At 55.0% G+C, this 26,744-nt stretch carries 22 protein-coding genes and 1 pseudogene; 12 read left to right on the forward strand and 11 right to left on the reverse strand.

The window, feature by feature from the left end; all coding sequences use genetic code 11:
- Positions 1-305: 305 nt before the first annotated feature.
- The 4 genes from ACFFSY_RS09650 to ACFFSY_RS09665 all read right to left on the reverse strand — a co-directional run bounded on the left by ACFFSY_RS09650 (position 306) and on the right by ACFFSY_RS09665 (position 4,755).
- Positions 306-1,259, reverse strand: a complete 954-nt coding sequence (locus ACFFSY_RS09650; RefSeq protein WP_377493680.1) for a glycoside hydrolase family 43 protein — start codon at positions 1,257-1,259, stop codon at positions 306-308.
- Positions 1,260-1,396: 137 nt separating this feature from the next.
- Positions 1,397-2,398 carry a Delta(5) desaturase DesA gene (gene desA, locus ACFFSY_RS09655; protein ID WP_377493215.1) on the reverse strand — a complete coding sequence of 334 codons (1,002 nt, stop codon included), beginning with the start codon at positions 2,396-2,398 and terminating at the stop codon, positions 1,397-1,399.
- Between the two features lie 80 nt (positions 2,399-2,478).
- Positions 2,479-3,693, reverse strand: a complete 1,215-nt coding sequence (locus ACFFSY_RS09660) for an MFS transporter (RefSeq protein ID WP_377493217.1) — start codon at positions 3,691-3,693, stop codon at positions 2,479-2,481.
- A gap of 33 nt (positions 3,694-3,726) precedes the next feature.
- Positions 3,727-4,755, reverse strand: coding sequence for an ROK family transcriptional regulator (locus ACFFSY_RS09665; RefSeq protein ID WP_377493219.1), 1,029 nt, complete (start codon positions 4,753-4,755; stop codon positions 3,727-3,729).
- Positions 4,756-4,996: 241 nt separating this feature from the next.
- Between ACFFSY_RS09665 and ACFFSY_RS09670 the strand changes: the two genes are divergently transcribed.
- Positions 4,997-5,872, forward strand: coding sequence for a hypothetical protein (locus ACFFSY_RS09670; RefSeq protein ID WP_377493221.1), 876 nt, complete (start codon positions 4,997-4,999; stop codon positions 5,870-5,872).
- A 30-nt stretch (positions 5,873-5,902) separates the two neighbouring features.
- Here ACFFSY_RS09670 and ACFFSY_RS09675 read toward each other — a convergent pair whose 3' ends face one another.
- Positions 5,903-6,280 carry a YkvA family protein gene (locus ACFFSY_RS09675; protein WP_377493223.1) on the reverse strand — a complete coding sequence of 126 codons (378 nt, stop codon included), beginning with the start codon at positions 6,278-6,280 and terminating at the stop codon, positions 5,903-5,905.
- A gap of 165 nt (positions 6,281-6,445) precedes the next feature.
- On the opposite strand from ACFFSY_RS09675, the gene spoVB reads away from it, so the two are divergent.
- A complete protein-coding gene (gene spoVB / locus ACFFSY_RS09680) occupies positions 6,446-7,999 on the forward strand; it encodes a stage V sporulation protein B (protein ID WP_377493224.1) in 1,554 nt (517 codons plus the stop codon).
- Between the two features lie 463 nt (positions 8,000-8,462).
- Here spoVB and ACFFSY_RS09685 read toward each other — a convergent pair whose 3' ends face one another.
- The 4 genes from ACFFSY_RS09685 to ACFFSY_RS09700 form a co-directional block, all read right to left on the reverse strand.
- Positions 8,463-9,362 carry a carbohydrate ABC transporter permease gene (locus ACFFSY_RS09685; protein WP_377493226.1) on the reverse strand — a complete coding sequence of 300 codons (900 nt, stop codon included), beginning with the start codon at positions 9,360-9,362 and terminating at the stop codon, positions 8,463-8,465.
- A gap of 19 nt (positions 9,363-9,381) precedes the next feature.
- The gene (locus tag ACFFSY_RS09690) at positions 9,382-10,374 is read right to left on the reverse strand and encodes an ABC transporter permease (RefSeq protein WP_377493228.1); all 993 of its coding nucleotides are present in this window, start codon (positions 10,372-10,374) and stop codon (positions 9,382-9,384) included.
- Between the two features lie 212 nt (positions 10,375-10,586).
- Entirely contained in the window at positions 10,587-12,338 is a 1,752-nt protein-coding gene (locus ACFFSY_RS09695; RefSeq protein ID WP_377493230.1) for a type 2 periplasmic-binding domain-containing protein, read from the reverse strand.
- Between the two features lie 52 nt (positions 12,339-12,390).
- Positions 12,391-13,344: a glycoside hydrolase family 43 protein gene (locus ACFFSY_RS09700; RefSeq protein WP_377493232.1), complete on the reverse strand. Its 954-nt coding sequence runs from the start codon at positions 13,342-13,344 to the stop codon at positions 12,391-12,393.
- Positions 13,345-13,995: 651 nt separating this feature from the next.
- Between ACFFSY_RS09700 and ACFFSY_RS09705 the strand changes: the two genes are divergently transcribed.
- From ACFFSY_RS09705 to ACFFSY_RS09740, 8 genes are all read left to right on the forward strand, one after another.
- A complete protein-coding gene (locus ACFFSY_RS09705; protein WP_377493234.1) occupies positions 13,996-14,361 on the forward strand; it encodes a hypothetical protein in 366 nt (121 codons plus the stop codon).
- Between the two features lie 68 nt (positions 14,362-14,429).
- A complete protein-coding gene (locus tag ACFFSY_RS09710) occupies positions 14,430-14,792 on the forward strand; it encodes a PIM7 family immunity protein (protein WP_377493236.1) in 363 nt (120 codons plus the stop codon).
- Between the two features lie 501 nt (positions 14,793-15,293).
- A complete protein-coding gene (locus ACFFSY_RS09715) occupies positions 15,294-15,632 on the forward strand; it encodes a hypothetical protein (protein ID WP_377493238.1) in 339 nt (112 codons plus the stop codon).
- A gap of 140 nt (positions 15,633-15,772) precedes the next feature.
- Entirely contained in the window at positions 15,773-16,333 is a 561-nt protein-coding gene (locus ACFFSY_RS09720; protein WP_377493240.1) for a 2'-5' RNA ligase family protein, read from the forward strand.
- 226 nt (positions 16,334-16,559) lie between these two features.
- Complete coding sequence (gene hemG / locus ACFFSY_RS09725) at positions 16,560-17,969, forward strand: protoporphyrinogen oxidase (protein WP_377493242.1); 1,410 nt, start codon at positions 16,560-16,562, stop codon at positions 17,967-17,969.
- A gap of 201 nt (positions 17,970-18,170) precedes the next feature.
- Positions 18,171-18,806, forward strand: a complete 636-nt coding sequence (locus ACFFSY_RS09730; RefSeq protein WP_377493244.1) for a hypothetical protein — start codon at positions 18,171-18,173, stop codon at positions 18,804-18,806.
- 170 nt (positions 18,807-18,976) lie between these two features.
- Positions 18,977-19,588 carry a HEAT repeat domain-containing protein gene (locus ACFFSY_RS09735; RefSeq protein WP_377493246.1) on the forward strand — a complete coding sequence of 204 codons (612 nt, stop codon included), beginning with the start codon at positions 18,977-18,979 and terminating at the stop codon, positions 19,586-19,588.
- Between the two features lie 209 nt (positions 19,589-19,797).
- On the forward strand, positions 19,798-20,397 hold the full coding sequence (locus ACFFSY_RS09740; RefSeq protein WP_377493248.1) for an HD domain-containing protein: 600 nt from the start codon (positions 19,798-19,800) through the stop codon (positions 20,395-20,397).
- Positions 20,398-20,565: 168 nt separating this feature from the next.
- On the opposite strand, the gene ACFFSY_RS09745 is transcribed toward ACFFSY_RS09740, so the two are convergent.
- The gene (locus ACFFSY_RS09745; RefSeq protein ID WP_377493250.1) at positions 20,566-21,411 is read right to left on the reverse strand and encodes a helix-turn-helix transcriptional regulator; all 846 of its coding nucleotides are present in this window, start codon (positions 21,409-21,411) and stop codon (positions 20,566-20,568) included.
- A gap of 262 nt (positions 21,412-21,673) precedes the next feature.
- Positions 21,674-24,415, reverse strand: coding sequence for a glycoside hydrolase family 2 protein (locus ACFFSY_RS09750; protein WP_377493252.1), 2,742 nt, complete (start codon positions 24,413-24,415; stop codon positions 21,674-21,676).
- A gap of 345 nt (positions 24,416-24,760) precedes the next feature.
- On the opposite strand from ACFFSY_RS09750, the pseudogene ACFFSY_RS09755 reads away from it, so the two are divergent.
- Together ACFFSY_RS09755 and ACFFSY_RS09760 are read left to right on the forward strand one after the other, a co-directional pair.
- Positions 24,761-26,113, forward strand: a pseudogene (locus ACFFSY_RS09755) (family 43 glycosylhydrolase); the annotation flags it as partial.
- Positions 26,114-26,128: 15 nt separating this feature from the next.
- Positions 26,129-26,557, forward strand: coding sequence for an RICIN domain-containing protein (locus tag ACFFSY_RS09760; RefSeq protein WP_377493682.1), 429 nt, complete (start codon positions 26,129-26,131; stop codon positions 26,555-26,557).
- Positions 26,558-26,744 lie beyond the last annotated feature (187 nt).

The raw sequence follows: 26,744 nt of genomic DNA on the forward strand, positions 1-26,744 counted from the left end.
CCCCCGTCTTAAGCCATGATGTCAGGTTAAGGGGGAACGTCCTGGTGTAGATTGCGCGCGCTCCTTGATAACGACATAGGCGTCGCTTTCGCGGGGGCGGACGGCCTGCGGTCAAGCAATAACGACGTAGGCGTCGCTATCGCGGGCGCGGACGGCTTGCAGATGAGCAAACTCTTCCTAAATCCCGCGCGCTTAACCTGACGGCATTGCCGTCTTAAGAGGAACGAACATAACCAAAGCGCCAAAAGCGGGATTGTCCCTCGGCTCTCTTATTAGCCGCAGAACAATCCCGCTTATCGTAACGCTTATTCCGTTCCGGAAGGCATCGCCAGCTCCCGGCCCCAGCCCGCAGGCGTGCCGAAGTCCGGCGTACCGTCCTCCCGCCAGCCGAACGGCTGGATGAATGTGCTGCGCAGCTTCGTATCCGCCCCCGCCTCCGGAAGCGCGTGGTAGACGATCCAGTCCTCCGTTCCGTCCGGGGAGACGGTGAAGCTATTATGCCCCGTCGCATATACGCCGGCGGCGGCGGATTTGCGGAACACCGGATCCTGCGTCTTCGTCCAGGCCCCCTCCGCCATCGGATCGGACGCCTCCTCCATCGTCAGCAGGCCGAGCGCGTAATCCTCCGACCACGTCGTGCTGGCGGAATAGACGAGGAACACGCGGCCGTTCCGCTTCAGGAAGACCGGTCCCTCGTTAATCGCCATCCCGCCCTGCTTCTCCCATTCCAGCGTCGGCGCCGTCAGCAGGACCTCCGGGCCGCTCAGCGTGCACGGGTCCGTCATGCGCACGAGATACAGCGCCGAGCCGTAGTCCGGGAAGTGTCCGTAGCCCGCATAGCAGAAATACAACGTTCCGTCATGCTCCAGCACCGAACCGTCCAGGCCCGGCCGCTCCGTCGCAAGAACGCCCCGCCACGTCCATTCGCCTTCCAGCGGGTTGTCCGCTTCGTTCTCGAGCACGCATATACGGCGCGTATCGTCTCCGCCGCCGTCGTTGGCCGTGTAATAGATATACCAGCGCCCGTTCAACCGGTGAATCTCCGGCGCCCATAGATGATAGCTATACGGTCCTGGCCGCTCAGGCTGCCAGATCGTGCGCCGCTCACCGTCCGCGATACCCGCGAGCGAACGAGAACGCCACAGCGTGATGGTATCCCGCTGCGTCACCATGAAATAATAGTAACCATCGTCATGCCGGAGCACCCATGGGTCCGCGCCTGGCGACATGATCGGGTTGGTGAATGTAGCTGTCACGATCGCTATCCCTCATCTCTCTCATTCTCATATTCGTAGCGCGTGCTGTACGCCTTACCATCATACCGGGGCAGAGGACAGCCGAGTAGCCTTAATTAGATATAAAAAAGGGACGGTCGGGCAAGCCCGCCGTCCTTACTTTATTTGCCAATCTTAGCGACTTCACGGAACCCTACGAACCGCTTGGCGCGCTCATCCCACAGCCGATAACGCAGCGATTGCAGACTGAGCCGGATGCCGATCGCCGGCACGTCCCGCAGCGCTTCGTGACTCTCATGGATATGCTGCAGGCGGTAGTTGGTCGCTTGCGGCACGAGATGGTGGATATGATGGAATCCGATATTCCCCGTCAGCCATTGCAAGATCTTCGGCAGTTTATAGTAGGAGCTTCCTTGCATCGCCGCACTGACGTAATCCCACTCTGCCGCGCGCTCGAAGTACGTATCCTCGAATTGATGCTGCACATAGAAGAGCCAAATCCCCGCCATGCCCGAGACGTAGAGAATCGGCGCGTAGACGAGCAGCACTTCCTTCCAGCCAAGCAGCAAACAAAGCGTGGCGATCAGCAGCGCGATCGAGCCGTTGGTCAGATGGGTATTGAACCGCTCTTTGCGTTTGGCCCCACGCCGGTTCAGCCGATAGGCAACGAGGAAAATATAAATCGGCCCGAGGCCGAACATCACCACAGGGTTACGGTACAGACGATACGCCAACCGCTTCCAGAACGAAAGCGCCGCATACTCGTCCGTCGTCAGCGTCCAGATATCGCCCGTTCCTCTCCGGGATAAATTCCCGCTCGTCGCATGATGAACGGCGTGCTCGTTCTTCCATTGGTCGTATGGAAAAAACGTAAGAATGCCCGTAATCGTACCGATGATCGCATTGATCCGCTTGCCGGAGAAGAACGACAGATGACAGCAATCGTGGAAAATAATAAAGATCCGAACGAGGAAACCGGCGGCCACGACGCCCAGCGCCCATGTGATCCAAACCGATACCGACAAGCTCCAGTAAGCAGCGGCCCAAAGCAGAACGAACGGGATGAAGCTGTTGGCCAGCTGCCAGACGCTTCGCCGCCAATCCGATTTGCCGCGCGCCGCGATGTCCATTTTCAAACGGCTGTACTCCAGTGGTAATTTCATGTTAGGCTCCTTTAACTACGGAAAAATAGGGAATCCTTCACTACTTTACCACGACTAAGCCCGTCATAACCAATCGGATGCTAGCGGAAGTTGTCTTTTTTCGTAACAACTCGCGCAAGAAGCACGTTCAACTGCTCCGAACAGAGCAGCATGGCCGCTGCAGACGCGGCGATAAACCACGGAAAGACGCCGATGGAGATGGCGGAGGCCAGGAAGCCGAAGAGCGGAGGCAGGAAGGTGCTGCCCGTGTAGGCCATGGCCATTTGATACCCCATGATCGTCTGCGAATGACGCTTCCCGAACCGGACCGGCGTCTCGTGCAGCATGCAAGGGAAGATCGGCGCTAGACCCAAGCCGATGACGATGAGACCGACCAGCGCGAACGTCGAAGGCAGCGGCAGCAAGAGCAGCGCCGCGCCGGCCAGCGCCGTCAGTTGGCCGCCGCGGATAAGCTGGCGGTTGCCGACCTTGAACGTAATGAAGCCGGTGATGAAACGGCCCGCCGTGATGCCCAAGTAGTACAAGGACACCCACTGCGCGGCTTGCGCGGCGGACAGCTCCTTCACGCCGACCAGGAAGCTGCTCCCCCATAAGCCGACCGTCGCCTCGACGCTGCAATAGAACAGGAACGACAGCATGGCCAGTTTGACGCCTCTTACCCGAATCGGCTTCACAGGCTTGCTCTCAACCGGCGGCGCTTCCCCTTCCTCGACATGCGGCCCGCTTCCGTTCACGCCGCCGGCGCGCGCGACGCGGTCCCATAGCGGCAGCGAGAACAGCAGGATGACCACGAGCGCGAACTGGATGCCGGCGACCGTGAGGTAGCCATTGCGCCATTCGCTTTGCCCTGTAATGAATTGCGACATGATGATCGGCCCCAGCGTGGCGCCGACGCCCCAGAAACTATGCAGCCAGCTCATATGATGCGCTTTGTAATGAGCGGCGACGTAATTGTTCAAGCCCGAATCCACGGCGCCCGCGCCAAGACCGAGCGGGATGGCGAATACGAACAGCCATGCCAGCGAAGGCGCGAAGGCGTAGCCGAGCAAGGCGCCCGCCGTCATGAGGCAGCTGATCAGCGTCACTTTACCCGTGCCGAACCGATTCAGCGCGCGGCCGCTCAGCAGACTCGACGCGATCGTGCCCGCCGCGATCGTCATGAAGACAAGCCCAGCCGCCTCAAGCGGCGCGCCGAGTTCCTGCCGCATGACCGGCCAAGCGGTCCCGAGCAGCGAATCCGGAAGCCCTAAGCTGATGAATGCCAAATAAATAATGATCAAGAAAAATGTTGCCATGCCGCTCCCCCATCCATCCGTATGCGCCTAGGCTTACGCATCGGTTCCCGCTATCATGAGATCGAGCGCCAAATGCCGCAGCCCGCTCAAGTAATCCTGCTTCCAATCGCTCATCGTGAGCAGCGGCACATGCTCCCGCGGAATATACGCCGCGCTTCGCTCCGTAATCCGGGCGAGCAGCGTCTCATCCACCTCGTCGTCGCAAAACACGACCGACCGCGGATTCGTAATCGCGGCGAACGTGGCGATAAGCCGGGCGACCGCGTCGATCTGGCTTTGTCCGGTCAGCGCGACCCGGTGGCTGCGCTCCCCCTCCTGAAGCGCATCAAGGAAGGTCTGATTCTCGTACTGCGGCACGAGCGATATTTCGCCGGCGAAGTATGTGCTTCCCCGCACGACATCGCCATTGATCATAATGCCGGAACCCGGTCCGTTCTGGCCGAAATACAAGTAGACGAGCGATTCATCCTCGATCTCCATGGCCGATGCGAACCCGAGCACCGCCGCGTTCATGTCGTTCTCGACGACAACCGGGATTTGGAAGCGCGACTCGAAGGCTTCCTTCAGGTCGTAATCGTGAAAATGCGGATATGGCGGGATGAAAATAATCCGCCCGTTGCTGACCGCGCCGGGCACCCCGATCGCGATCGAGCGCAGCTTCGGGTATTTCTCGATTAACGCCTCGACATGATCGGCCAACAGCTGCGGACCCTGCTGCATGACGCTCGGCGCCGTCCCCTGCTCCTTGATGTCGCCGACGCAGTCGAAGATCGTAAAGTTCGTCTCGGTCTTCTCGACAAAGATCGCCAGACCCAGCATGTATTCGGGATCGTACGCATAGCGCTTCGCCCGTCTCCCGCCGCTTGAATCGTCATCGCCCGTGTAACGGATCTCGCCGTCCTGCTCCATTTGGGCCAGAAATTTGCTAATCGTCGGGAAGCTGATGCCCAGACGCTGGCTGAGCTCCGCCTTCGTAGCGCTGCCCATCATAATAAGCGCCGCCCGGATACGCTGGATAATCGCCTTCTTCATCTCTTTCGGCGTCATATGCATATCGTTCATCTGATTCTCAACGCCTTCCGTCGCGTAATCGCAATCGATCCACTTATTAAATAAGTTAAATAAGTCGAGATCATCTTAGCAGAAACGTAAGGATGGGGCAATATGCGACGGTGAATTTTGTGGCGGTCGCATGTGGAACAGGAACCGAACGGGGGCGCTCCTCCATGGAACGGTACTATGAAAAATAGAACTTATGCGGCGGATGCTTGCACGCCTATAATGAGTCCACGAGGTGATCGATATGTTCAACTGGCGATGGTGGGTGGGCGGATTGGCCGTACTGCTGCTCCTGTTCTCGGCTCCGCCGATCATAATGATGGGAATGGAGATTGCCCTAAGCGATAAGGTGCGCGACCATTTCGAGATCGACCGTATTTATGTCAATTCCTCGCAGCCCGGCGAGGTCGAGATATTAGGGAACGGGGCGCCGATTCCGCTCGCGGACGTCATGCTCCGCAACAGCCTTGTCCGCGATGGCGCATCAGCGGCTGTTCGAACGATGGATGACTACGCGCAAGCGATCGACCGGCCATCCGATAAGACGGCAGCTTACGTGAGAGAGTATCGCTGGAAAGAACAGTCGATCCGCGTCATGGATCAATTCCAGCCCGGCAGCGTTACGGGAGACAGCCGCGCGCAATCGCCCTTGCGGATGACGATTAACGGCGTGGATTGGTCGATGGATAGCTTGGCTGAGGTCCGTCCCGCCTACTTGGACGAGAATCGGTATCATGGATACTTCGGGATGCTGCTCGTGCGGGAGGATAGCGGGGAACGGCTCGTAATCGTCCAGCGGGTGGACGGGGTCGGATTTGATTTCAAACCGGAAACGCTGGCTTGGCGGATGCTGTACGTTGCTCCGAACGGTGACGTTACGGAAGAGCGGGTGTCTTATGGCGAATGGAAGGACCGGCCGGAGCTTGCGGATTTCGTGAATCAGTCGAGCGCATCTCCGATCTCGGTCGGTTATCGGTCCGGCATCTTGCAGGTGTGGCCGAGCCTTCTCTTCCCGCTGTTGTACCCGATCGGCAGCGCGGGGGCTGGTCTGCTGATGCTGGCCGTCATGGCCGTTTCGCTGCCGTTCAGAAGAAGCAGCTCGCGGAAGCAAGCGTCGTAACGCCACATGACGGGCGGCCCCATGGCCGCGCTATCGATTCACGAATAGCATGACCACGCCGACCGCGGCGGCAATCCATATTAGGATAAAGAGGGCGCCGACGAACCAGTTCTTCGGCTTGCCGCCCTTCATCCTCTCTTCCGCCTGCTCCCTAGCATCCGCGAGAACCGCGTCCGGCATCATTCGCAGCGCGAGCATAACGCCGAGTGGGACGAGAATTACGTCATCGAGATAGCCCAGAATCGGGATGAAGTCGGGGATGAGATCGATCGGGCTGAAGGCATACGCAACGACGCAGATGGCGATTAGCTTGGCGGGCCAGGGCGTACGGTCGTCACGGTAGGCATAATAAAGGACGAAAACTTGCTTCTTCAGCCGTCTCGCCCAGGTTTGGAGTTGCGTGAACATGTCTTGTCTCCTTGAATCTTGATAATTCATTGTAACACCTGACGGCATGAATATGCCAAGAGGCCGGCATGCGATCACCTTCGCTTGCCGGCCTTTCACGCTTGGCCGCATGTTTGGCGCAGATGGGGAATACATTGAAGTATTTGAAACTCGGGAGGACATGCAATGTCAATACCGCAGCAGACGCCATCTTTCATGAAGGGCACGTTCATTCTGTCCGTCGCCGCCTTCATCAACCGCATCCTCGGCTTCGTGAGCGGGATGTTCGTGGCCCGCGTGCTCGGCGCGGAAGGGATCGGTCTGTTGATGATCGCGCACCCGCTCGTGCCGCTGGTCATCACGATTACGGAGCTTGGCTTGCCGGTCGCGATCTCCAATCTCGTCGCCGCGGCCGACGCGCGCGGCGAGAGCGCGAAGGTGAGACAGATTCTGCGCGTCTCGCTGGCCGTCACCGGCTTCTTGAGCATCGCGCTTACGACCGTCTCCCTGCTCTGCTCCGAATGGATCGCCTCCATCCTGCTTAGCGACCAGCGCGCCTATTACGCCATGCTCGCGATTACGCCTATTGCCCCCATCGTCGCCGTGTCCGCGGTGCTGAAGGGCTACTTCCGCGGCAAACAGCGGATGCACACGATTGCCGCCTCCGACGTGCTCGAGTATTCCGTGCAGATTGCCTGCGTGCTCGCGCTCGTCCATCTGCTGATCCCGTACGGCATCGCCTATGCGGCGGCCGGCGCGATGGCGGCGTCCGTCGTCAGCGAAGCGATCAGTCTGCTGTTCCTGCTGGCGAGCTACAAGCTGCGGAGAGAGCGGCCTTCGCCTGAAGAGACATGGGTGAGCCACCTGAGAACGGGCAGCGGTACTTTCGTCGAACTGCTGCGCATCGGGCTGCCGACGACCGGGCACGGCATTATCCATTCCCTCTACGGCGCCTTCCAGCCGCTGCTCGTGACGACCAGCCTGGCGATGGCCGGCATCGGCACCGCGATGGCGACGAAGCAATTCGGCATGCTGGGCGGCTTCGCCTTCCCGCTGCTCTTCATGCCGAGTTTCATTACGCAATCGCTGTCCACCGCCCTCATTCCGGCCATTAGCGAGGCGGCGGCCAACAACAATAAGCTGCTGATGCATGAACGGATGGATCAGGCGATGCGTCTCGGGCTTGCGATCGGCGCGCCGGCGACCGTCATCCTGTTCATATGGGCGACGCCGCTCACGACGCTTATCTATAGCGCGCCGGAAGCAGGACGGCTGCTCCAGATCTTGGCGCCGATGTTCTTCCTGCATTACTTCGATGCGCCGCTTCACGCCATCCTGCTCGGTCTGGGCCGCGCCAATGCGTCGCTGTGGAATTACATCATCGCGACGATCTTCAAGATCATCGCCATCTTCGTGCTCGGCAGCGAGCTTGGCATCGTCGGCGTCGCCTATGGCATGGGCATCGGCATGGTGCTTCTAACCGTGCTGAACTTCTTCTCGATCTCAAGCTCGATCGGATTCTATTGGACGGTCCGCCCTTATGTCCAAGTCAGCTTATCCATGATCGTCATGGCGTTATGCGGCCTGATCAGCTATCGGCACTTGGAAGCGATGGGACTGCCGATGCTGTGGACCGTGATCGGATCGGCCAGCTTCTCGCTGCTCGTGTATCTCGTCTGCCTGGCGTTCACGGATTCGTGGCGACCTAGACGGAAGCTGTTTTTCTCCTGGGGGAAATAAGGGGCTCCGCCCCTTTGACCCCACTTTTGTTGCAACCTCCCCCCTTGTTGCTCCCTCCCCCTTCCCCCTCCGCCGAGGGGAACCAAAGGGCTGAGCATATGCTTCCGATGTCGTTTTCCATCCGGAAAACATTTACCTCTGGACACCACTCTTCGTGCTGGCATGTTTGTTCGCGGTCGGCTAGTTGACTTGAGCGGGGCACGCTTTTGTCCTGTCGGACAAAGCTTCAGTAGGTTTTGAATCAGGACACCACTCTTCGTGCTGGCACGTTTGTTCGCGGTCGGCGGGTCGGCTAGAGTTGGGCACGCTTTTGTCCTTCGGACAAAGCTTCAGTGGGTTTTGAAGGCCAACCTAAGACTAAAGCCTGTCAACTATAGACGTTTTTCCTTAACCTGACAGCTTTGCCCTCCAGCATCGCCAAAAAGCCGGCCGATCGTCGATACGACGAGCGGACGGCTTTGCGTTAACCTTTGATCGACCCCACATAGACGCCTCTTACGAAATACTTCTGCAGGAACGGATACACCATCAAGATTGGCAGCGTGGATACGACGATCATGCAGTACTTGACCAGCTCCCGGTACGCGGTCGCGCTGGAGGCGCTGTCGATGACGACCCCCGCGGAGCTCCCCATGTTGGTGGCCGTCGAGTCGTTGGCGACCAGAATCTCCTTCATGAGCAGCTGCAGCGGGAACAGGTCTCGGTCTTTGAGCAGCACCATCGCGTTAAACCAGGAGTTCCAGTTGCCGACGAGGTAGTAGAGGAAGATAACGGCCAGCGTCGCTTTGGAGAGCGGCAGGATGACGTGCGTCAATATTTTCGCCTGACTTGCCCCGTCGATGACCGCCGCTTCCTCCAGCTCGACCGGGAGCGCCTGGAACCCCGTCCGCAGAATGATCATGTTCCACGTGCTGATCGCCGTCGGGATGACCATCGCCCACAGATTGTTGTACAGCCCGATATCCTTCATGAGCAAGAACCACGGAATGAGCCCGCCGCCAAAGAACATCGTGATCGTAATGATGATCATAATATGCTTCTTGAAGTACAAGTCCCGCCGGGAGAGGACGAAAGCGCCCATGACCGTCATGACCATGTTGACGAAGGTCCCGAGGCCGACGTAGAGAATCGCATTCTTGTACCCGACGAGCAGGCTGTCGTCCTTGAAAATCAGCTTGTAGCCGTCGATCGTAAAGCCGAGCGGCTTCAACAGCACGCCCTTGTGCGCGACGAGGCGGGCCGGATCGCTGAACGACGCGAACACGATGTGCAGAATCGGATACAGGCAGCACACCGTCAGCAAAGTCAGCAGCACGTAGATGCCGACGTCGAACGACCGGTTGCCGAGCGTTTTGGATTTCATCGCGAATAGAGCCTCCTTCCTACCACAGGCTGACGTCGGAATGACGCTTCGCCATTTTGTTCGTCGCCCACAGCAAGCCGAAGTTCACGACGGCGCTGAGCAGCCCGACCGCGGTGGAATAGCTTAAGCTCGCTTCGCGCAAGCCGCGGCGGTAAACATAAGAGGCGATGACGTCCGCCGTATCGTATGTGAGCGGATTGTAGAGCAGGATGATCTTCTCGTAGCCGGACGACATGAGGCCGCCGATCGCGAAGATGAACAGAATCGTGATGACCGGGCTGATCTGCGGCAAGGTAATATGCCACATTTTGCGCAGCCGCCCGATGCCGTCCATCTCCGCCGCTTCGTAGAGCGCCGGGTCGATCGTGCTCATCGCCGCCAGATAGATGATGCTCTCCCAGCCGATGCTTTGCCAGATGCCGGAGAACGTATAGATCGCCCGGAAGAAATCCGAGTAGCCGAGCAGCGACGTATAATCCTTGCCCGTGATCAGCTGCAGCAGCTGGGTGACGACGCCTTCGTCCGCCGTGAAAATGTGAATCATCCCGCATACGACGACCAGCGAAATAAAATGCGGCATGTACGTGATCGTCTGCACCGTCTTCTTGAACCGGCCGTCGCGAATCTCATTGAGCAAGAGCGCGAGAATGATCGGCGCGGTAAACCCGAACACGATCCCCCACACGTTCAGCAGCAGCGTATTCTTGACGACCCGCCAGAAATACGGCCCCTGGAAAAAATCGATAAAGTGCTTGAACCCGACCCAATCGCTCTGGGCGAAGCCGAGCAGCGGCTTGAAATCCTTGAAGGCGATCAGCACGCCCCACATCGGACCGTAGCAAAAAATAATGAACCACGCCAGCACCGGGACGGCCAGCAAGTACGCGAACCAGTTCTTCTTCACATCTTTGCGGATGAGCGCGGATCGCTTGAACTTCGGCTTGGTCGGCCTGGTCGGCTTCGTCGCCGCCGTCTGGCTGCCCGGCTGTTGCAGCTCTTGTATACTCTCCATTCACCGAACACCTCCTTCTTGGCTGCCTAAAGACCATGCGATGACGGGCGGCACGGCTAAGGGCGGATCGCGTCAGCGGGAGGCGCCAATCCTCGTTTATGTCGAAAATCAGCGCGCCCTGCATGCCCCTTTTGCTATCCTACCCTAACGCCCCTTACGCTCTATGCAGCCCACATCGCCAACCAACGGAACCGTTTCTACTTGCCGACCGGCTATCGCTGGTTGTATCGGTCCAACGCCGCCTGATGGAGGCTCAGGAACTCCTCGAGACCCATCTTCTTCGCTTCGGCGAGGAACTTGTCATACGCGTCCACCGGCAGCTCGCCCTTGATGATCTTGGCGAAATATTCGCCTCGCAGCGTGGACAGCTGGTTGCCTAGCTCCGCCTCTCGGGACGCTTCTTCCTGCGTGAATGTAATTGGCGGGACAGCCATGCTCGTATCCATATTCTCCGTCCATTCCTTGCGGATATCGCCGGAGTAGCTGCCTTCGGCGACGATCAGCGGGTTGGAGTTGTGCTCGTCGCGAATGTCCGGCCAGCTGTGCATCCGGTACTTATGCAGCGTCGTGGCGACCGGCTGTCCTTCCGGATCTTTGTAGATGTAGCTGTCCGCCGGGAAGTACGGTTTGCCGTTCTCGTCGATCAAGTGCACCGTGCCGTATTCGCCGTAGTTGAGGATTTCCCAGCCCTTCTTGCTGTAGCCGAAATCGAGCCACGCCATCGCCGCTTCGACGTCGTCGGCTTGGGTCGTGATAGCGGCCGCGGTGCCGGCGCGCATGAAGTTTTTGTACGTCGTGGCGGATTGATCGCCTGCATTCAGCACCGGGTTCAGGGCGCCGACGAAGTCGATATTGTTCTGCTGCTTCCAGTAGCTCCACATCGTGTCCGGGGAGTCCATCATGACCGCCGTTTTGCTGCTAATGGCGCTGGCCATCCGCTGGTTGAAGTCCGCCGTCGCCCAGTCGCGGTTGAGCAGCCCTTCCTTGTTCCACTGCTGCATCGTCGAGAGGTATTCCTTCGCTTTCGGCTGCGCCGGCCCCCACTGCACCTTGCCGTCCTTGTCCAGGAACGTCCAATCCCAGACGCCGTAGGCGCCGTTGATGATGCCTGTGAAGATCTGGCCGTACGTCGAGCCGTAATTGAGCGGTTCGGCGTAGCCGACCTCCTTCGCTTTCTTCAGGAAAGCGTGCCATTCGTCGATCGTCTTCGGCACGGGGAGTCCCGTCTTCTCCAGCGCTTCCTTCTTGATCAGCATACCGAACCATGTCCATTCCGAGTAAGGCGCGATGCCGTAGAAGCCCTGCAGCTTCCCGCTGTCGGTCACAGTCGTCTTGCGCCGCGATTCGTCCGAATTCCGCCATACCGTGTAGTTCGGCGCATGCTTCTCCATCAGATCCGTCAAGTCAAGATAAGCGCCGTCGTTCACGCCCGCCTCCAGTCCGCCCGGATAGCGGCCCGGATCGATGATGATGTCCGGCAGCTCGCCGGAGGAGATCATGAGCGTGAATGCGTCCGCTTCTTGTCCGACCGGCGGCGTAATGAAGTTGACCTTGATGCCGGTCAACCGCTCGATCTGCTTCTGCACCGCTTGGTTGTTCATATCCGGCACATTGGAATTCGCCGGCATCCAGACGTCGAGCGTGACGTCCTTCTTATACGGATAAGCCGAGTAGTCGCTCGGGATCACCTTGTCGAAAATGTCGCCGAGATACGTGTCGTTCAACGTATTGTTAATCTCGTCCTTCTGCTCCTGCGTCGGCGTCTTGTTGCCGCGAATGGCCGAGCTGATATCCGTGAAGGAAGCGGCTTCCGCTGCTGGCTTGTTCGTCGTCTCGGTCGCGTTGGTTTCGCTCGGCGGCGCATTGTTCGCCCCTCCGCTATTATTCGTGCAGGCAGTCGCGGCCGACGTGAGCAGCAGCGAGGCGAGCAGCAAGTTTGCAGCGCGCGTTTTGTTTGTTCTCATCTGGATCCTCCTCAACGATAAATACTCTTGTATTAGTATTGGAAAAGATGGATTAATCGCCAGACGGTACCGCGAGCTCGTCCGTCTCCGCAGCCGGGATGCCGAAATCCGGCGTACCGTCAGAGCGCCAGCCGAACTGCTGAATACGGGTCGAGCGCAAGCTCAGTTCCGCCCCCGGCGCGGGCAGCGCGTGGTAGACGATCCAGTCTTCCGTGTCGTCGGGCGAAAGGGTGAAGCTGTTATGGCCGGTGGCATAGACGCCGTTAGCCGGGCTTTTGCGGAAGACCGGTTCCGGCGACTTCGTCCATGAGGCCGGCTCCATCGGGTCCGCGTCCGCCTCCATCGTCAGCATGCCCAGCGCGTAATCCTCCGACCACGTCGTGCTGGCGGAATAGATGAGGAAGACGCGTCCGTTCCGATGGAGCGCGACCGGCCCTTCGTTGATCGCCATGCCCCCTTGCTTCTCCCACTCGAGCGTCGGCGCGGTCAGGAGCACGTGATCTCCGGTAAGCGTCCACGGATTCGTCATCCGCATGATGTAGACGGCGGAGCCGTAATCCGGGAAATACCCGTAGCCCGCGTATAGGAAGTACAGCTCGTCCCGGAGCTGCATGACCGTCCCGTCGAGCCCAGGCACCGGCGTCGGCAGCGCGCCCTTGAAGGTCCATTCGCCTGCAAGCGGATCGGCCGCTTCGTTCTCGAGAACGCAGATCCTGCGCGTGTCGTCGCCGCCGCCGTCATTGGCCGTATAGTAGACGTACCATTTGCCCGCCAAATAATGAATCTCCGGCGCCCACAGATTGCAGCTGAAGCTCCCGCCCGGCTCCGGCGTCCAGATCGTCCGTCTTCGTCCTTCGACAATGCCGCTCAGACTGCGCGATTGCGTCAGCTCCAGCGCGTCATGCTTCGTGCACATAAAGTAATAGCAGCCGTCGTCATGCTTGTAGATCCATGGATCTGCTGCATGAGCTGCAATCGGATTGCAGAATGTTGCCGCGTTCGCCATCTTCTCTCTCCTTCTGCCTGCTTAAGACCCCTATGAAACTGTGTCGTCGCAGTGTCTTTCCTTTCATTTCCTATTATCCGGCAGGCGCCCTGGTCCAACAATATTGAAAGCGCTTTACTTGGACTGCCGAATCCGCAGGAGGCGAAGCGATTTCGACGGTCGAAAACGGAGGGATAAGGGCTCCGCTCTTTGGATACCCGTAATTTATTACACCTCCCCCTTCCCCCTCCGCCGAGGGGAACCAGAGAGCGTTGGCCCTCTGGACTCCCAAAAGGGGCGTGCCTTCCCCGCGGCCGTCTTCGATGTGTCCTTTCGTGGCGTGCCCGCTTTTGTCCAGATCGATGAATGGGCATGTAGGCTCGGCATGCGTTTTACTTGGACAAAGCTCTTGGTTTGAGCTTCGTTCGCGACGTTGTGCCTTGGGCGCTGACCTGATTGTTCGTGATTGTTGCAGGCTTCCTGCTATTCCTCGCTTTCGTCCGCTTCGCGGACACGCTTTACTTAGATCCTGATTTTCTGAAACAGGATATGTTAATCGTTATTGTTGCAATTCGGGATGCTGTTCTTGTTAAGCTAGAGGGCAGTTTTACGTGCTAACCTCAAAAAGTGGATTATAATAATGGTAAGACGAAAAAAGTGGGGACGAAAAAATTGGGTGTTAATACAAAGGGAAAAAGAAAGATCGTTCATTGCGAAAAAAGCTATTTTTGGTATGTCAAAGAAGATGATGAAGACTACGGACGAATCAAAATTTTTATTGTTTCGGATGATAAAAAGTTTATCGTTTCCTATGAAGTTGGACAATCCAAACAAGAGCGAATTCCGTTCGTTGTAGTTATGGGCTTGGAATTTGGCGGGTTGAAAAATGGCGGTCGTAGCAGTTGGGTTAGGGTACAGACGCCTTTGTGGGATGACGACGTTATAACGCCGGGTCTTGTGAAAACCATAATTGAATGGAGTTTGATGGGTAAAGATAGTCTCGTTTTCGTAGATTGGAATGGAAATGTAATTTGCTAATTTTAATCCCGTCTTCATCGTCAGCAACTGTCATTTGTTTTAGTGCGAACTAGGAGGAGGATCGGATTATGAGAGCAAGCAGCAGTACAATTATGAACCGGCTACGTGATACAGGTTATATTGATGCGAAGTTGAAAGCGCTATCATATGACCATGAATCACATGTGGTACGTATGATGTATGGTGACCCGACTAGTGATGATAATGATACAATTGTTACTTTTAGAAACTATTTTTCAGCGAATTTCAACACTTGGCTGGAAGGTATAACAGGAACTATCCCGAGTAAACCAGGTGATTCTGACTTCTTTATTCATGATATATTAATTCAAGACGTTGAAATCAATGGTTTTCAACTTTACAGATGTCTTATGGAAATCCCTATGATGGACTGCACAATAACCTGCTTGAGAATCGAAATTATAAGCTGATTTCGTCGAACCAACGGAGAACGTTAGTTGAAAATTAGCATAAGCGGCCCATACCTTTGAGCTCAGAGGCTGGTTAGCAACCGGCAGTGATAATTTGATAGTCGAAATTGATGGTTTTTACGAGAATGCACTCCTTAGCGGCAAGACATGTTCAATTAAAGAATTAATGGTTAAGTACAGAGCTGCTAAAAACCAATGTAGTAGCATGAGGGAATTTACAGAGGTTTTTTGTAGGCTTTATCAATATGAGCGAGTGCCTTCCTCTCATCAGGAGGGCGTCCAAGCTGATTTCGTAATTGATACCGATACTGATCACATTTATGCACCAAGGTATTAAGCTAACGAGGAACCTTAGCCCAATGATAACACGACTCCAGCTGGCCAGAGATCGGCTGCTATTTTCATTATAGTAATGGGCAAAGGATAACGTGGCTGTATAAACCAGGAGAACAGTGAAACGGAGAACAGTGAAACGGAGAACAGTGAAACGGAGAACAGTGAATGGATATTTGCTTTTATGATAATGTTGAACTTGCAGCAAACGAAATGGGTATTGTTTCGATTGATAGAGTGTACTGTTTAAATTTCAATGAATTTGTTGAAGCCACATGGGAACAACTCCAGCAAGTTTATTGGGTGTTGCCGCAATATCTTGTTAAGTCACATCAATGTCCTATGTGGTTTGGTGAGGAAGGAATTTCATCTATCTACCTATACGCTTCCGTTGAACCCTCAGGATTACAAATAGTTGGAAAATTACAAATCGAGCAATGGGCGCTATGGGAAAAGGCACTACATTCCCAACTATCTAGGTTCGCCTTCCCTTCATTTGAATGTTAACTTTCCAGGCTAACGAAGAACTTTAGTTTAATACCAACTTAAATGAAGCTGCCGCGGCGATCCGGCAGCTTCATTACGTTAACAGGCATATGGTATCATGATGTCAGTCCGTAATAGGTGAATTTCTAGGGGGAAAAGGAATGTTTGCTGTAGTAGCCCACTTTGATACCAAAACTGAGCAGACTATTAATACCCTTTGGAAGGGGCTAAGCGCTAATTCAATATCTAACCACGCTTACGAAGTTACTGATAGGAAGCCACATATTACTATTGCAGACTACTTAGAAATCAATGATGAATTTCTGTTAGCTTTTAAGAGCCTATATTGTTCCAAGGTTAAAATCCAAGTTGAGTTTAATATGCTTTCTACATTCTTAAATACTGGGACTTTGTTGTTAACCCCAACACCATCAAAACAACTCATTGATCTGCATATAGAGCACCATGCTAGCTTTGGCGAATACTCAAATCCAGAATCCTTGTACTTACCAAATAGGTGGATACCTCATTGCACGATTGCAAACAGATTGAGTCAAACCGGGCTTATTGAAGCATTTGATTACTGTTCAAAACATCTTGCCAATCTACATTCTGAGATCGTAGAAATTGCAGTCATTAAAATGGATTACGATAAAAATAAACCAGTAGGTGTATCTATAATCTGCAGCGAACTATTAAGCGACCCCGAAAATTCCTCTTAGCACAAACCCAAAAATGGCAGCACGAAACTAAGCCCAGCTTTTATGGTTTTTATAAAACTGCGCTTCTTAGGGCCGCTCCATCTAATTCGGAAGCATCTTAATCTTCTTGGTTCATAACTGCCGCGAGGTTAACCGGTTAGCAAACGTTAAACTCGGGTTATAGTGACGGCAAGAAACTTGCGTGGATATGTTAAACTAATGGGAACTAAACCATGAGGTGTTGAAATTGAAAACAATTATTGTAATCGGTGGCGGCATTACCGGGCTCTCAGCCATGCATGAATTTCGCAAATGGAGGAAGGCAACGGGAGCTGAAGTCAGGCTTTTATTAATAGAAGCGTCGGCACAGTTAGGCGGTAAAATTCAAACCGTCAGGCATCAACAATTCGTGATGGAGACCGGGGCGGATTCTATTGTAGCGCGAAAAATGGACGGCATGGACGTTTTTGAAGAACTGGGCCTTAAGGATGACGTGGTCTATAACACGACTGGACGCTCCTTCATATACGCGGCTGGACATCTGAAGCCGATTCCGGACGACGCGGTGTTTGGCATTCCGGCAAGCATCGAGTCGCTCGCCAAGAGTACGCTCGTTTCGGCAGAAGGCAAAGTTGCGGCGCTAAAAGATTTATATACGAAAAATGAGACGTTTACGAAGGACGATTCCGTCGGCGCGTTTCTGGAGTATTTTCTCGGGAGCGAACTCGTCGAGAAGCAAATTGCTCCCGTCCTTTCCGGAGTCTATTCAGGGAATTTGAGCGACTTGACGATTGCCTCAACACTACCTTACTTGATCGACTACAAGGAGCAATACGGAAGCATTATTAAAGGGCTTGAAGCAAACAAGCAGAAGTTTAGGAGTGGCGAGAAGAAGTTTTTCTCGCTGAAAAACGGTCTGGGCTCGCTAATTGACGCCTTTCAAGCCGGTCTGAGCGAAGAATTGCTGTTAAACACTAAAGTCAGCAGAATTGATAAGGACAATGGCCGGTATCACGTGCACTTAGACGATCAGGACATGATCGAAGCGGATTATGTTGTGCTAAGCATTCCGCATACGGCAGCAGAACCGATTCTTGACGATCCGAGCCTTACGGAGCAATTCTCGGGATTGAAAAGCAGCTCGCTCATCAGCGTATATGTCGGCTTCGACGTGCCCGATTCAGTGCTCCCCGCCGATGGAACGGGATTTATTACCGCGACGACCGATGAATTGTTCTGCAACGCTTGTACGTGGACAAGCCGCAAATGGGAGCATACATCCAAATCCGGAAATTTGCTCGTCCGGCTATTTTATAAAAGCAGCCATCCTTCTTACGCTTCAATCAAGGATCTGGATCACGATGGCCTGCTAAAGGTGGCGCTTCGCGATATTGAGAAGGGGCTTGGAATTACCGCCGAACCTGTCGTTAACGAGATTACCGACTGGTCCGGGCAAATGCCAATTTATTCGATCACCCATCCGCGAAGCGTCCATGCGCTTGAAAACATCATGTCAGATGTATTCCCGGGCATTATCCTTGCTGGATGCTCTTATTATGGCGTAGGGATCTCGGACTGCATGAAGAACGGGGCCGATTCGGCAAGAAAAATCATTGATTTCATTGAAGGAAAAGGAAAGCTATTCCCCAACCAATAAGTAAGGGGTATCAGATAATAGTTGATCAAGCTAACGAGGAACGTTTGTTCTGAGCCAGCCAGGAGCAGTTTGCCGCCGCGCACCTGCTCCTTTTGTCGTTGAACTAACGGGCAGTATTGTGCAGCGGGTATTGTTTATAATATTAGAATCTACCCACCCCATCTATTGTATAATTTAGGTCAATCGAGGTGAGTGAGTATAATGGCAAATCCATTTGTTAATAAGAAGAAAGTGCGTGGTTGGAAGAGAAGAATCCGAGAAGTAGACATGTGGAAAAACAACTATCTACATCTTGATATTGAAGAGTTAAATCGGACACAAAGAAAATATTTAAAAATTTGGTTAGACCCTTGGAATAGACTCGTAAAGAGAACGCCCCCAGTATGGTTTTCTCGAATCATACTTCAAGCGTTGTTGGATGTATATAACGCATGGTACAAAAAGCTAAAAGCAACTGGCGAACCATTTTACCTTAAAATTTGGTTATATAGTCCGAATTTTGTCCATTCCCAAGTAGTGTGTGCCGTAGGTGATGCATTAAATTACTACGACGATACATTCGATAAAGGAACCGTAAGAAAGGAGTTCCCCACAAAATTCTCCAATTTACCGAATATTGAATCACTTGAATGGGAGCTGTGTCTTGACTCCATTACGTATTGGGACAGCGAGTTGAAAGAGAACATTGCTGAAGGATACGAAACTATTTCTAGCTACAACAATATTGTTCAACGCTCTTACGCGAGTGGTCAAATGAAGTTGTCGTATGGCAACGATACTTATTACAAAATTAAGGTCGGAGATGTTTGGTTAGGATCCTTAAATGCAACAAAGTAGCCAAGCATCGGTATGCTAAGCTAACGGGAGACGATAGCTCAACAATCAACGACGGCAGCCGGCCAGAAAGGTCGGCTGTCGTCGTTGTGCTAACGGGCAGATTACGCTGATCCTCCCTCTAGAGAGATCTTGTGATAAGATTAACCTAAGATTGAATTTCGGGGTGCATTATGGACGATTTTCACACGATCATTCACGACCCAAACAAAAATGTATATCGGAAACTTGATGAGCAGGTTGATACATTTTGGAGTTGGTCGAAAACGGTAAAGCATGAATTTGAATGGGAAACAATGTACCCTAACTGGGAGCTACTCAAAATAATATTTGATAAACTAATCGATACAACATCATGTTTTGATTGGGACCAGACAACGATAAATAACCTTCTCTTTATCATTGGGAGAGATAACGAATGTGAATTACTGGTCAGTAAAGTAGCTGAGTCTCCAATGAGCATGCTTTTCCTTGGTACGGAAGGCATATCCTACCCTGATGCCGATACCAAATGGCAATTGGCCCATTACCTAACTCAGATCGCATCGGTTGAACCCGAAGCGGAGGAGACTATTCTTAAGTATTATGAAGACCAGAATGAATATGTAAAAAGAAGAGCACTGTTGGCACTCGGGATTATAAAATCAAGACATGCAGAACAATGTGCACTAGAATCTTGGAAAACAGGATTGAAGTATCAGAAGATTGCTGCATTAGAAGTTCTAAAACAGATAATCTCGCCACATTACTCAAGTTTGGCTTCTGATATGGATGAGCTGAATTGAGCTATCTGGGAACGATAGCTTCACATGACACGAAGGCAGCCGATCGGCTGCCTTTACTTTTAAATGACCCGTGACGGAGACGACGTTAAGACCGCTGGACCGCGATCGCGGATCGATCAACATTTTTCACTTGTAAAGCGGAATAACATCCATTATGCTATTTTGAGACCGATCGGTCTCAAAAATGAGGGCATGTTGGAGGAGATACGATGTATCGGATTGCGATTCCGGATAGTAAGCTGGCTCAAAAAGCAACTCGACTGATTTATGAGATTTCGCCTGCGTTTCTGTACAATCATTGCCTGCGTACCTATGCATTCGGAGATGCCTTAGGCAAGAAGTATGGTCTAAAATATGATCCGGAATTGTTTTTTCTCGGCGCGGTGCTGCATGATATCGGATTAACGGACCATGTATGCCGTCATCATTCTTTCGAACACGAAGGTGCCGATTATGCAGAGAAATTTCTATCTACGCATGGGATCTCGCAAGATAAAATCGACGTCGTGCGAGAAGCTATTATTTTACATGCCTCTGAGATTGCCGGAGAGAAGCAGCCTGAAATCGCTTTAGTCCATTTTGGAGCCGGGATGGATATCCTTGGTTTGCGTGCAGAGGATTTTTCGGAGGAGACCGTAAAGACCATTCTTGAGGCTTATCCGAGGCTCGGGTTCAAGAAGGCTATTATCCAATTGATTAAATACGACGCCGAATTGAAGAACAAAGGGCAGCAAATGAATAATTTAAGTTCGGCATTGCTTCGAATGGGGTTTGAACGCTGGGTGTTACATTCGCCATTTGCGGAGTAGGATCGTAACGGAGAAGATTTCGGTCAACGAAACGAAGCCGAGATGTTACGGATGGCCAAGGCGGTTTTCTTTTGGTCAAATCTCGCATTAATTTAACTTAGCCCAAACAAAAAACCGTCTCCATGGACGGTTTTGCGAGTGAGACGATATGCGCTATTCATATCCGGGTTACACGCTTTGCAGCGCTTGCTTGCGCCACTCGAGCGGCGTGATGCCTTCGGATTTGACGAAGAAATCGTAGAACCGGCTCGAGGAGGTGAAGCCGACCTCGGAGGAGATCGATTCGATCGCCTTGTCGGTCTGCTGCAGCAGCCGCTTCGCTTCCATAAGGCGAAGGCTAATAATATATTGCTTCGGCGAGACGCCCATCGTCTCCGCGAACTTCTTGCGCAGGTTGCTCTCCGACAGATAATGGCGAGCCGCCAGCTCATGGACGGTGACGGAGCTGTAATACCGGGCGTGGATTTCTTTGACGACCTCCTGGATGATCGCTTGGTCGTTACCGCTCTCCGACGTCTGCTTCGCATTACCGTGATTACGCTGGAACAGCAGCAGCAGCGTCTCCAGCGCAATGCGCAGGCAGCTTGCCGAGTCCGGTCCCGGCCGTTCTGCCCGCCATTCCCTCTCCATCTGCTCCAGGCTGATCGACGCCCAGCGCAGATCGCCCTCCCCCAGCTGCGTGCTGTGAATACGGTTCGGCTCGCGGCTGGCGTGGAAGAGATATTGGCAATGAACCGGAAGCTTATCATGGCGAAAATGCACCGATACCCCTTGCCAAGGCGCCGTGCAGACGAAGCCGTGATGAAGCCCGGACGGAATGCGGATCAGGTCGCCCGCTCCGACCTTCAAGTTCTGCTCAGGCGAGCTGTAATACCCTTCCCCGGCCAAGATTAATGTGAGCTCGTCATAAGCATGGGAATGGGAGATGAAGAGGCCGTCGCCTTCGTCGGATTCGAAGGTGTGCGGCTTGAAGCGTTCAATGCTGACAACGAAATGGTCCTCGCTATGCGCCATGTGCCAGACCCTCTTTCCTTTTCCCGATAATGGAATGATGTTCATCTAAATTATATCAACCCGCGTTCTCCTCGCTCAAGAACTGCTATCAACTTGGCATCAGCAACAGCGTCATTGCCAACGACGGAGCAAGCGGCAGAGCCAGCACTAGAGCAGCAACAGCACAATCAAACGCAAAAACCTCTCCTTGTCCGGGGAAGCTGCTGTTTCCCGTTAACAAGAAGAGGTTGGGTGAGACCCTAATTGCGACTATGCGATACGCTTACCGGCAGCGGATGAGCAGATCGATCGGATACCGGCCGGCATTGCGGCCGTATAGCGACAGACCGCCATCCTCGGCTTCGAGCTCCAGCTTGAACGAACGGCGCAGGTCCAGCTTGGCGGCCTGACGGCCGGGTACCTTCACCTTGCACAGATACCCGTAGGAGCCTGCTTCGTCGAGCCGGTTCGGCTTGGCTTGATAGTGCCAGGACAAGACGCCGCGGCTGTCGGCCGGATCGTCCGGCAGCGCGAACGAGCCGATCCGTTCGCCATCGACGAGGACATGTACGCGGGATTCGTGGCGTACTTCGTCCGTCATGTAATACGTATTCGGGTTATGCTCCACCTCTGCCGATGCGCCATGCATCATGCTAATGCCGTGATGGACGAGCTTCGCGCCTTCGATATGCCGTGCTAGCGGGCGGCACGCGGCCGCTTCGAACAAGATCTCCACCTCGCCGATCAGCGTCTGATCATCATGACTCGGCAGCACAATGTCGTAAGCGAATCGCCCTGCGCCCGCTCCGGCCGTCTTCGCCCCGCCTACCGCCTGCCACTGATGCGCGAAGCTTTGACCGCCGAAGCCAATAACCGGCAGCTGGATGAACAAGCCATCCCCTTGCGCGCGGGAAGTCAGATCGCCCCGAACATCGAACGTCGTGAAGTTGCGCGTGACGATTTTGCCGTCTCCGTCCAGCAGCCGGATTGCAAGTACCGCCACCGCGTCCTCCTTCGGCATCAAGACGGCGAGCTCAGACAGAGTTTCCACGCCGTACCCTTCCCAAGGCGCGGAGATCGTTCCGGCCCCAACGGTCGTGCGCGTACCGATACGATCGTACGACAGCTCCCACGCGACGGTCAGCGTCTGTCCGTGGTAACGGTCCGAGAAGCTTGAACGCAGCAGCGTCACCGTCGCGCTCTCGCCGGCCGCGATCGTCTGACAAGGCGGCGCGTCGATGACCACGAAATCCGGCGTATGCAGATCCGCGACCGTCATGCCCGGCACGAAATCCTCGTAGCCGAACTCCTTCTCCGTCCCGTCCAGCCGGTAGTAGCCGTTGAACTCGTTCGTCACGTCGCGGAACTCCGTGAAGACGAAGCCGCACAGCTTGTCGTGCCGGCGGAACTCGTTCATCATGTACCGATAATGCCAGGCTAAGTCGCTGTCGCCGGCGCCGCCCTCGATCCCCCACACATTGCCGCATTCGCTGTTCATGAGCGGCGCGTCCGTCTGCACGTTGCCGCCGATAAAGTTGTGCGCCGAGCCGGGAACGGCCTTCGCGACGACCTCCTCCACATGCCCGCGCAGCTGCTCGTAGCCGTTGATGTAGAAATGCCACGTGTTCAGATCGGTCTCGACATGATCCCAGTTGCACGGTGAATTATCTTCCACGAGCCGCGTCGAGTCCAGCCGCTTCGCCCACCGGTACATGCTCCGAACCCACTCCTGCGTGTCCGGCCGGTAGCTGCTCGCCTGCGCCGCGTCGCCCGTCAATCCGCCGATTGCCCCCTCCGTCTTGAGCCCCCACGTCTCGTTGAACATGACCCAGGAGAAGATAGACGGGTGGTTCCAATCCCGCTCGATAACCTCCCGCGCTTCGCGTTCATACGCGCCCCGGGCTTGCTCGTCCGGTGCCCCCCAGAAGCACGGCATATCCTCCATGACGAGAATGCCCAGCTTGTCGGCCCAGTAGAGCTTGCGCGGTTCCTCCGGCTTGATGTGAATACGCACGAAATTAAGGCCAAGCCGTTTCATCAAATAGATCTCGTCCCGCATCTCCTCATCGGACGGATAGGTGAAGTAGCCGGTCTCGTGGTAGGACTGGTCCAGCGTGCCGTTCAGATAGACCGGCTTGCCGTTGAGCGTAATCCAGCGGTAGCCGCGCTCACCGAAGCGGGCTGAACCAATCTCGCGAATGCCGAAGTACGTCTGGACGACGTCATTATCGCCCGCGGCATCGAGCCGAAGCGCACCTTCATACAAATACGGGCTCTCCGGCGACCACAGCTTCGGGCTGCTTACCCGGAAGGTGGTCTCCACCTCGTTCAGTCCTTGCGCCAGTGTCAGTCGAACCTCATGCTTCGCTTCTCCTTGCGCGAAATCGAACGACATCGTCGCTTCTCCCGCTTCTTGTGCCTCGACGCGGGTCCGTACATGAACCGTGCCGTCGATCAATGTCTCGAATTTGGCATCCCGCACGAACGTGCGCGGCCGTGCTTCTAACCAGACGGGCTGCCAAATGCCGCGAATTTCCCCGTAGCCCTGCTTGCCCCGTGCCTGGTAACCGTGATCGCGATCCTCTGCCCGTACGACGATCGTGTTGACGCCGCCAGCCAGCCAGGCACCCGTCACTTCGAATTCGAAGGTGCCGTAGCCGCCATGATGAACGCCGGCGAGCACCCCGTTAACCCATGCTTCGCACGTGTAATCGACCGCGCCGAAGCGCAGGAACAGCCGGCTGTCTCGCTGCTTAGGCTGCCACTCTACCGTTCGGCGGTACCAGGCGATGCCCGCCGTATTCTCGCCGATCCCGGAGAGCGGGCTCGCCCAGGAGAAGGGGACCGTAATCTCGCGGTCGAACGTCGCGGCGGGACTTAGCTGCCACGACGCTTCGCTCCCCTCGTCCTGCGGATCGAAGCGGAACGCCCACGCGCCGTTCAAATTATGCCAGTCTGCGCGCTGCCAGTCCGGCCGTGGAAACTCCGGCCTTACGGCCGTTGCCGCTGTCGTTTGCGTTGTCATCGATCGAACACATCCTTTGCATGATGGTTGAATTTGGCCTTGCTTCGTCCTTGCATACATCAACGGTGAAGTTAACTAATAATAGATGTAAACGCTTATTCAAGGTTAGTTTAGATTAATCCACTCTTTTTCACAATACATAAGTTAATTAATAAATCCACAAGTTAATATATGTGGTAGACTGTGGACATTTTTTTTGAACATCGCCAGCCCCCATTTATTTATCCGCTCCCGCCTGCTATAGATAGAAGTGCGCCCGCCCCTTGCAGGCGCCAATACGACGAACGGAGAGGATGATAATTGATGAAAAAAACGGACGGCCGAATCGGAAGACGAACGTTAGTCATGCTGCTGCTGTGCACGCTTCTGCTCCCGTACAGCTCGGCCTTCGCCGCCACGCACCAGAGCAATTTCTACAACGTGCTCGTGCAGGACGGCGCCGATCCTTGGGTCTACAAGCACACCGACGGGTATTATTACTTCACGAAGACGACCGGCGGCAACGTGACAATTTGGAAAAGTCCATCCTTGACGGGCATCGACGCCGCGCCTTCGCGGGTGATCGAGACCGGCTGCTGCAACATTTGGGCGCCGGAAATCCACTACATCAACAACGCCTGGTATATCTACTACGCTAAGGATAACGGCGACAACGTCAACCACCGGATGTACGTGCTCGAGAACACGAACCCCGATCCGATGCAGGGCACGTGGGTCAACAAAGGGCAAATTACCGACGCGACCAACAAGTGGGCGATCGACGGCACCGTGCTCCAGACGGGCGGCCAGCTGTATTTCATCTGGTCCGGCTGGGAGGGCGATACGAACGTGCGGCAAAATCTCTATATCGCCCGCATGAGCAACCCGTGGACAATTAGCTCGAGCCGTACGGAAATCGCGCGCCCGATCTACGCATGGGAGACGAACCACTCGCCGAACGTGAACGAAGGGCCTCAGGTCATCGTGCGCGGCGGCGTGATCAGTCTCGTCTATTCCGCCAGCGGCAGCTGGACGAACGACTACTGCCTCGGCCTGATCACGGCAAGCGCGAGCAGCAATCTGCTGAATGCCGCTTCCTGGACGAAGCGCAGCCAGCCGATCTTCCAATCGGCGAACGGGCTGTATGGCCCCGGACATCATTCGTTCACGACCTCGCCGGACGGCAAGGAGGACTGGATCGTCTACCATGTCGCCAAGTACAACAACGCTGGCTGGAACCGGGAAATCCGCGCCCAGCGCTTCGGCTGGAACGGCGATAACACGCCGAATCTCGGCACGCCAAGTCCGGCGAACACCCCGATTGCGGTGCCATCGGGCGAGTCTCAGCGGGTGCGCTACGAAGGCGAAGAAGGCACTTTCGGCGGCGGCGCCTACGCTTCCGCAAGTCCGAGCGGATCCGGCGGCAGCAAAGCCGGCCATATCGATACGGCCAGCTCCTATGTTGAATTTACGGTATATGCAGCGGCGGCGGGCGAATACGTGCTGTCCGCGCGTACGGCGAACGGCACGTCCGGCGGCGGCTGGTCGACGCTCAACCTGACCATCAACGGCGCATCGGCGCCATTCCATGTGACCAACAAAGGCTGGGAGAATTGGGGCACGTCCACGCGCCGCACGACGCTGAACGCCGGTTGGAATACGGTGCGCTTCGGCAAGGGCGACGGCTACGCGGAGCTGGACTTCTTCGACCTCACGCCTTACAAGCCGGCAGCGCTGACGGGCTCCGTCTACAAGCTCATCAATCCCGCAAGCGGCAAAGCGCTCGACGTAGCCGGCGGCGGCACGGCCGACGGGACGAATGTGCAGATCTATGAGGACAACAACTCGACCGCGCAGGCGTGGCGCATCTCGAGTCTGGGCGACGGCGCATATACGCTCGTCAACACGAACAGCGGCAAAGCGCTCGATGTCGTCGGCACCGGCACGGCCGACGGCACGAATGTGCACATCTGGCAGGACTTCGGCGGCAACGCTGCGCAGCGCTGGGCGATCCTTCCGAGCGGCAGCGCCTTCAAGCTGATTAATCCGAACAGCGGCAAAGCGCTCGACATCGCAGGCGGCTCTACGGCCAACGGCGCGAACGTGCAAATTTGGCAGGACCTGAACAATGCCGCGCAGACATGGCAGCTGGTACGGAAATAGAAACGGGCTGGGTCGGAGGGTTCCGCCATCTGCGGCACGATGCGGACTGACTTCAGAAATGCGATCGGCACCGTGCGCGCTGGCGTGACTTGCGTTGTGAGAACCGTACAGAAGACGAAAAAAGAAAAAGCGAGCTGCGCATCTGTGCGTTAGCTCGCTTTTTCCATGCTCGTGCTTCCTTGGGAGC

The sequence above is a fragment of the Paenibacillus aurantiacus genome, from assembly GCF_042431225.1.
In the GTDB taxonomy this organism is placed as follows: Bacteria; Bacillota; Bacilli; order Paenibacillales; family Paenibacillaceae; genus Paenibacillus_Z; species Paenibacillus_Z aurantiacus.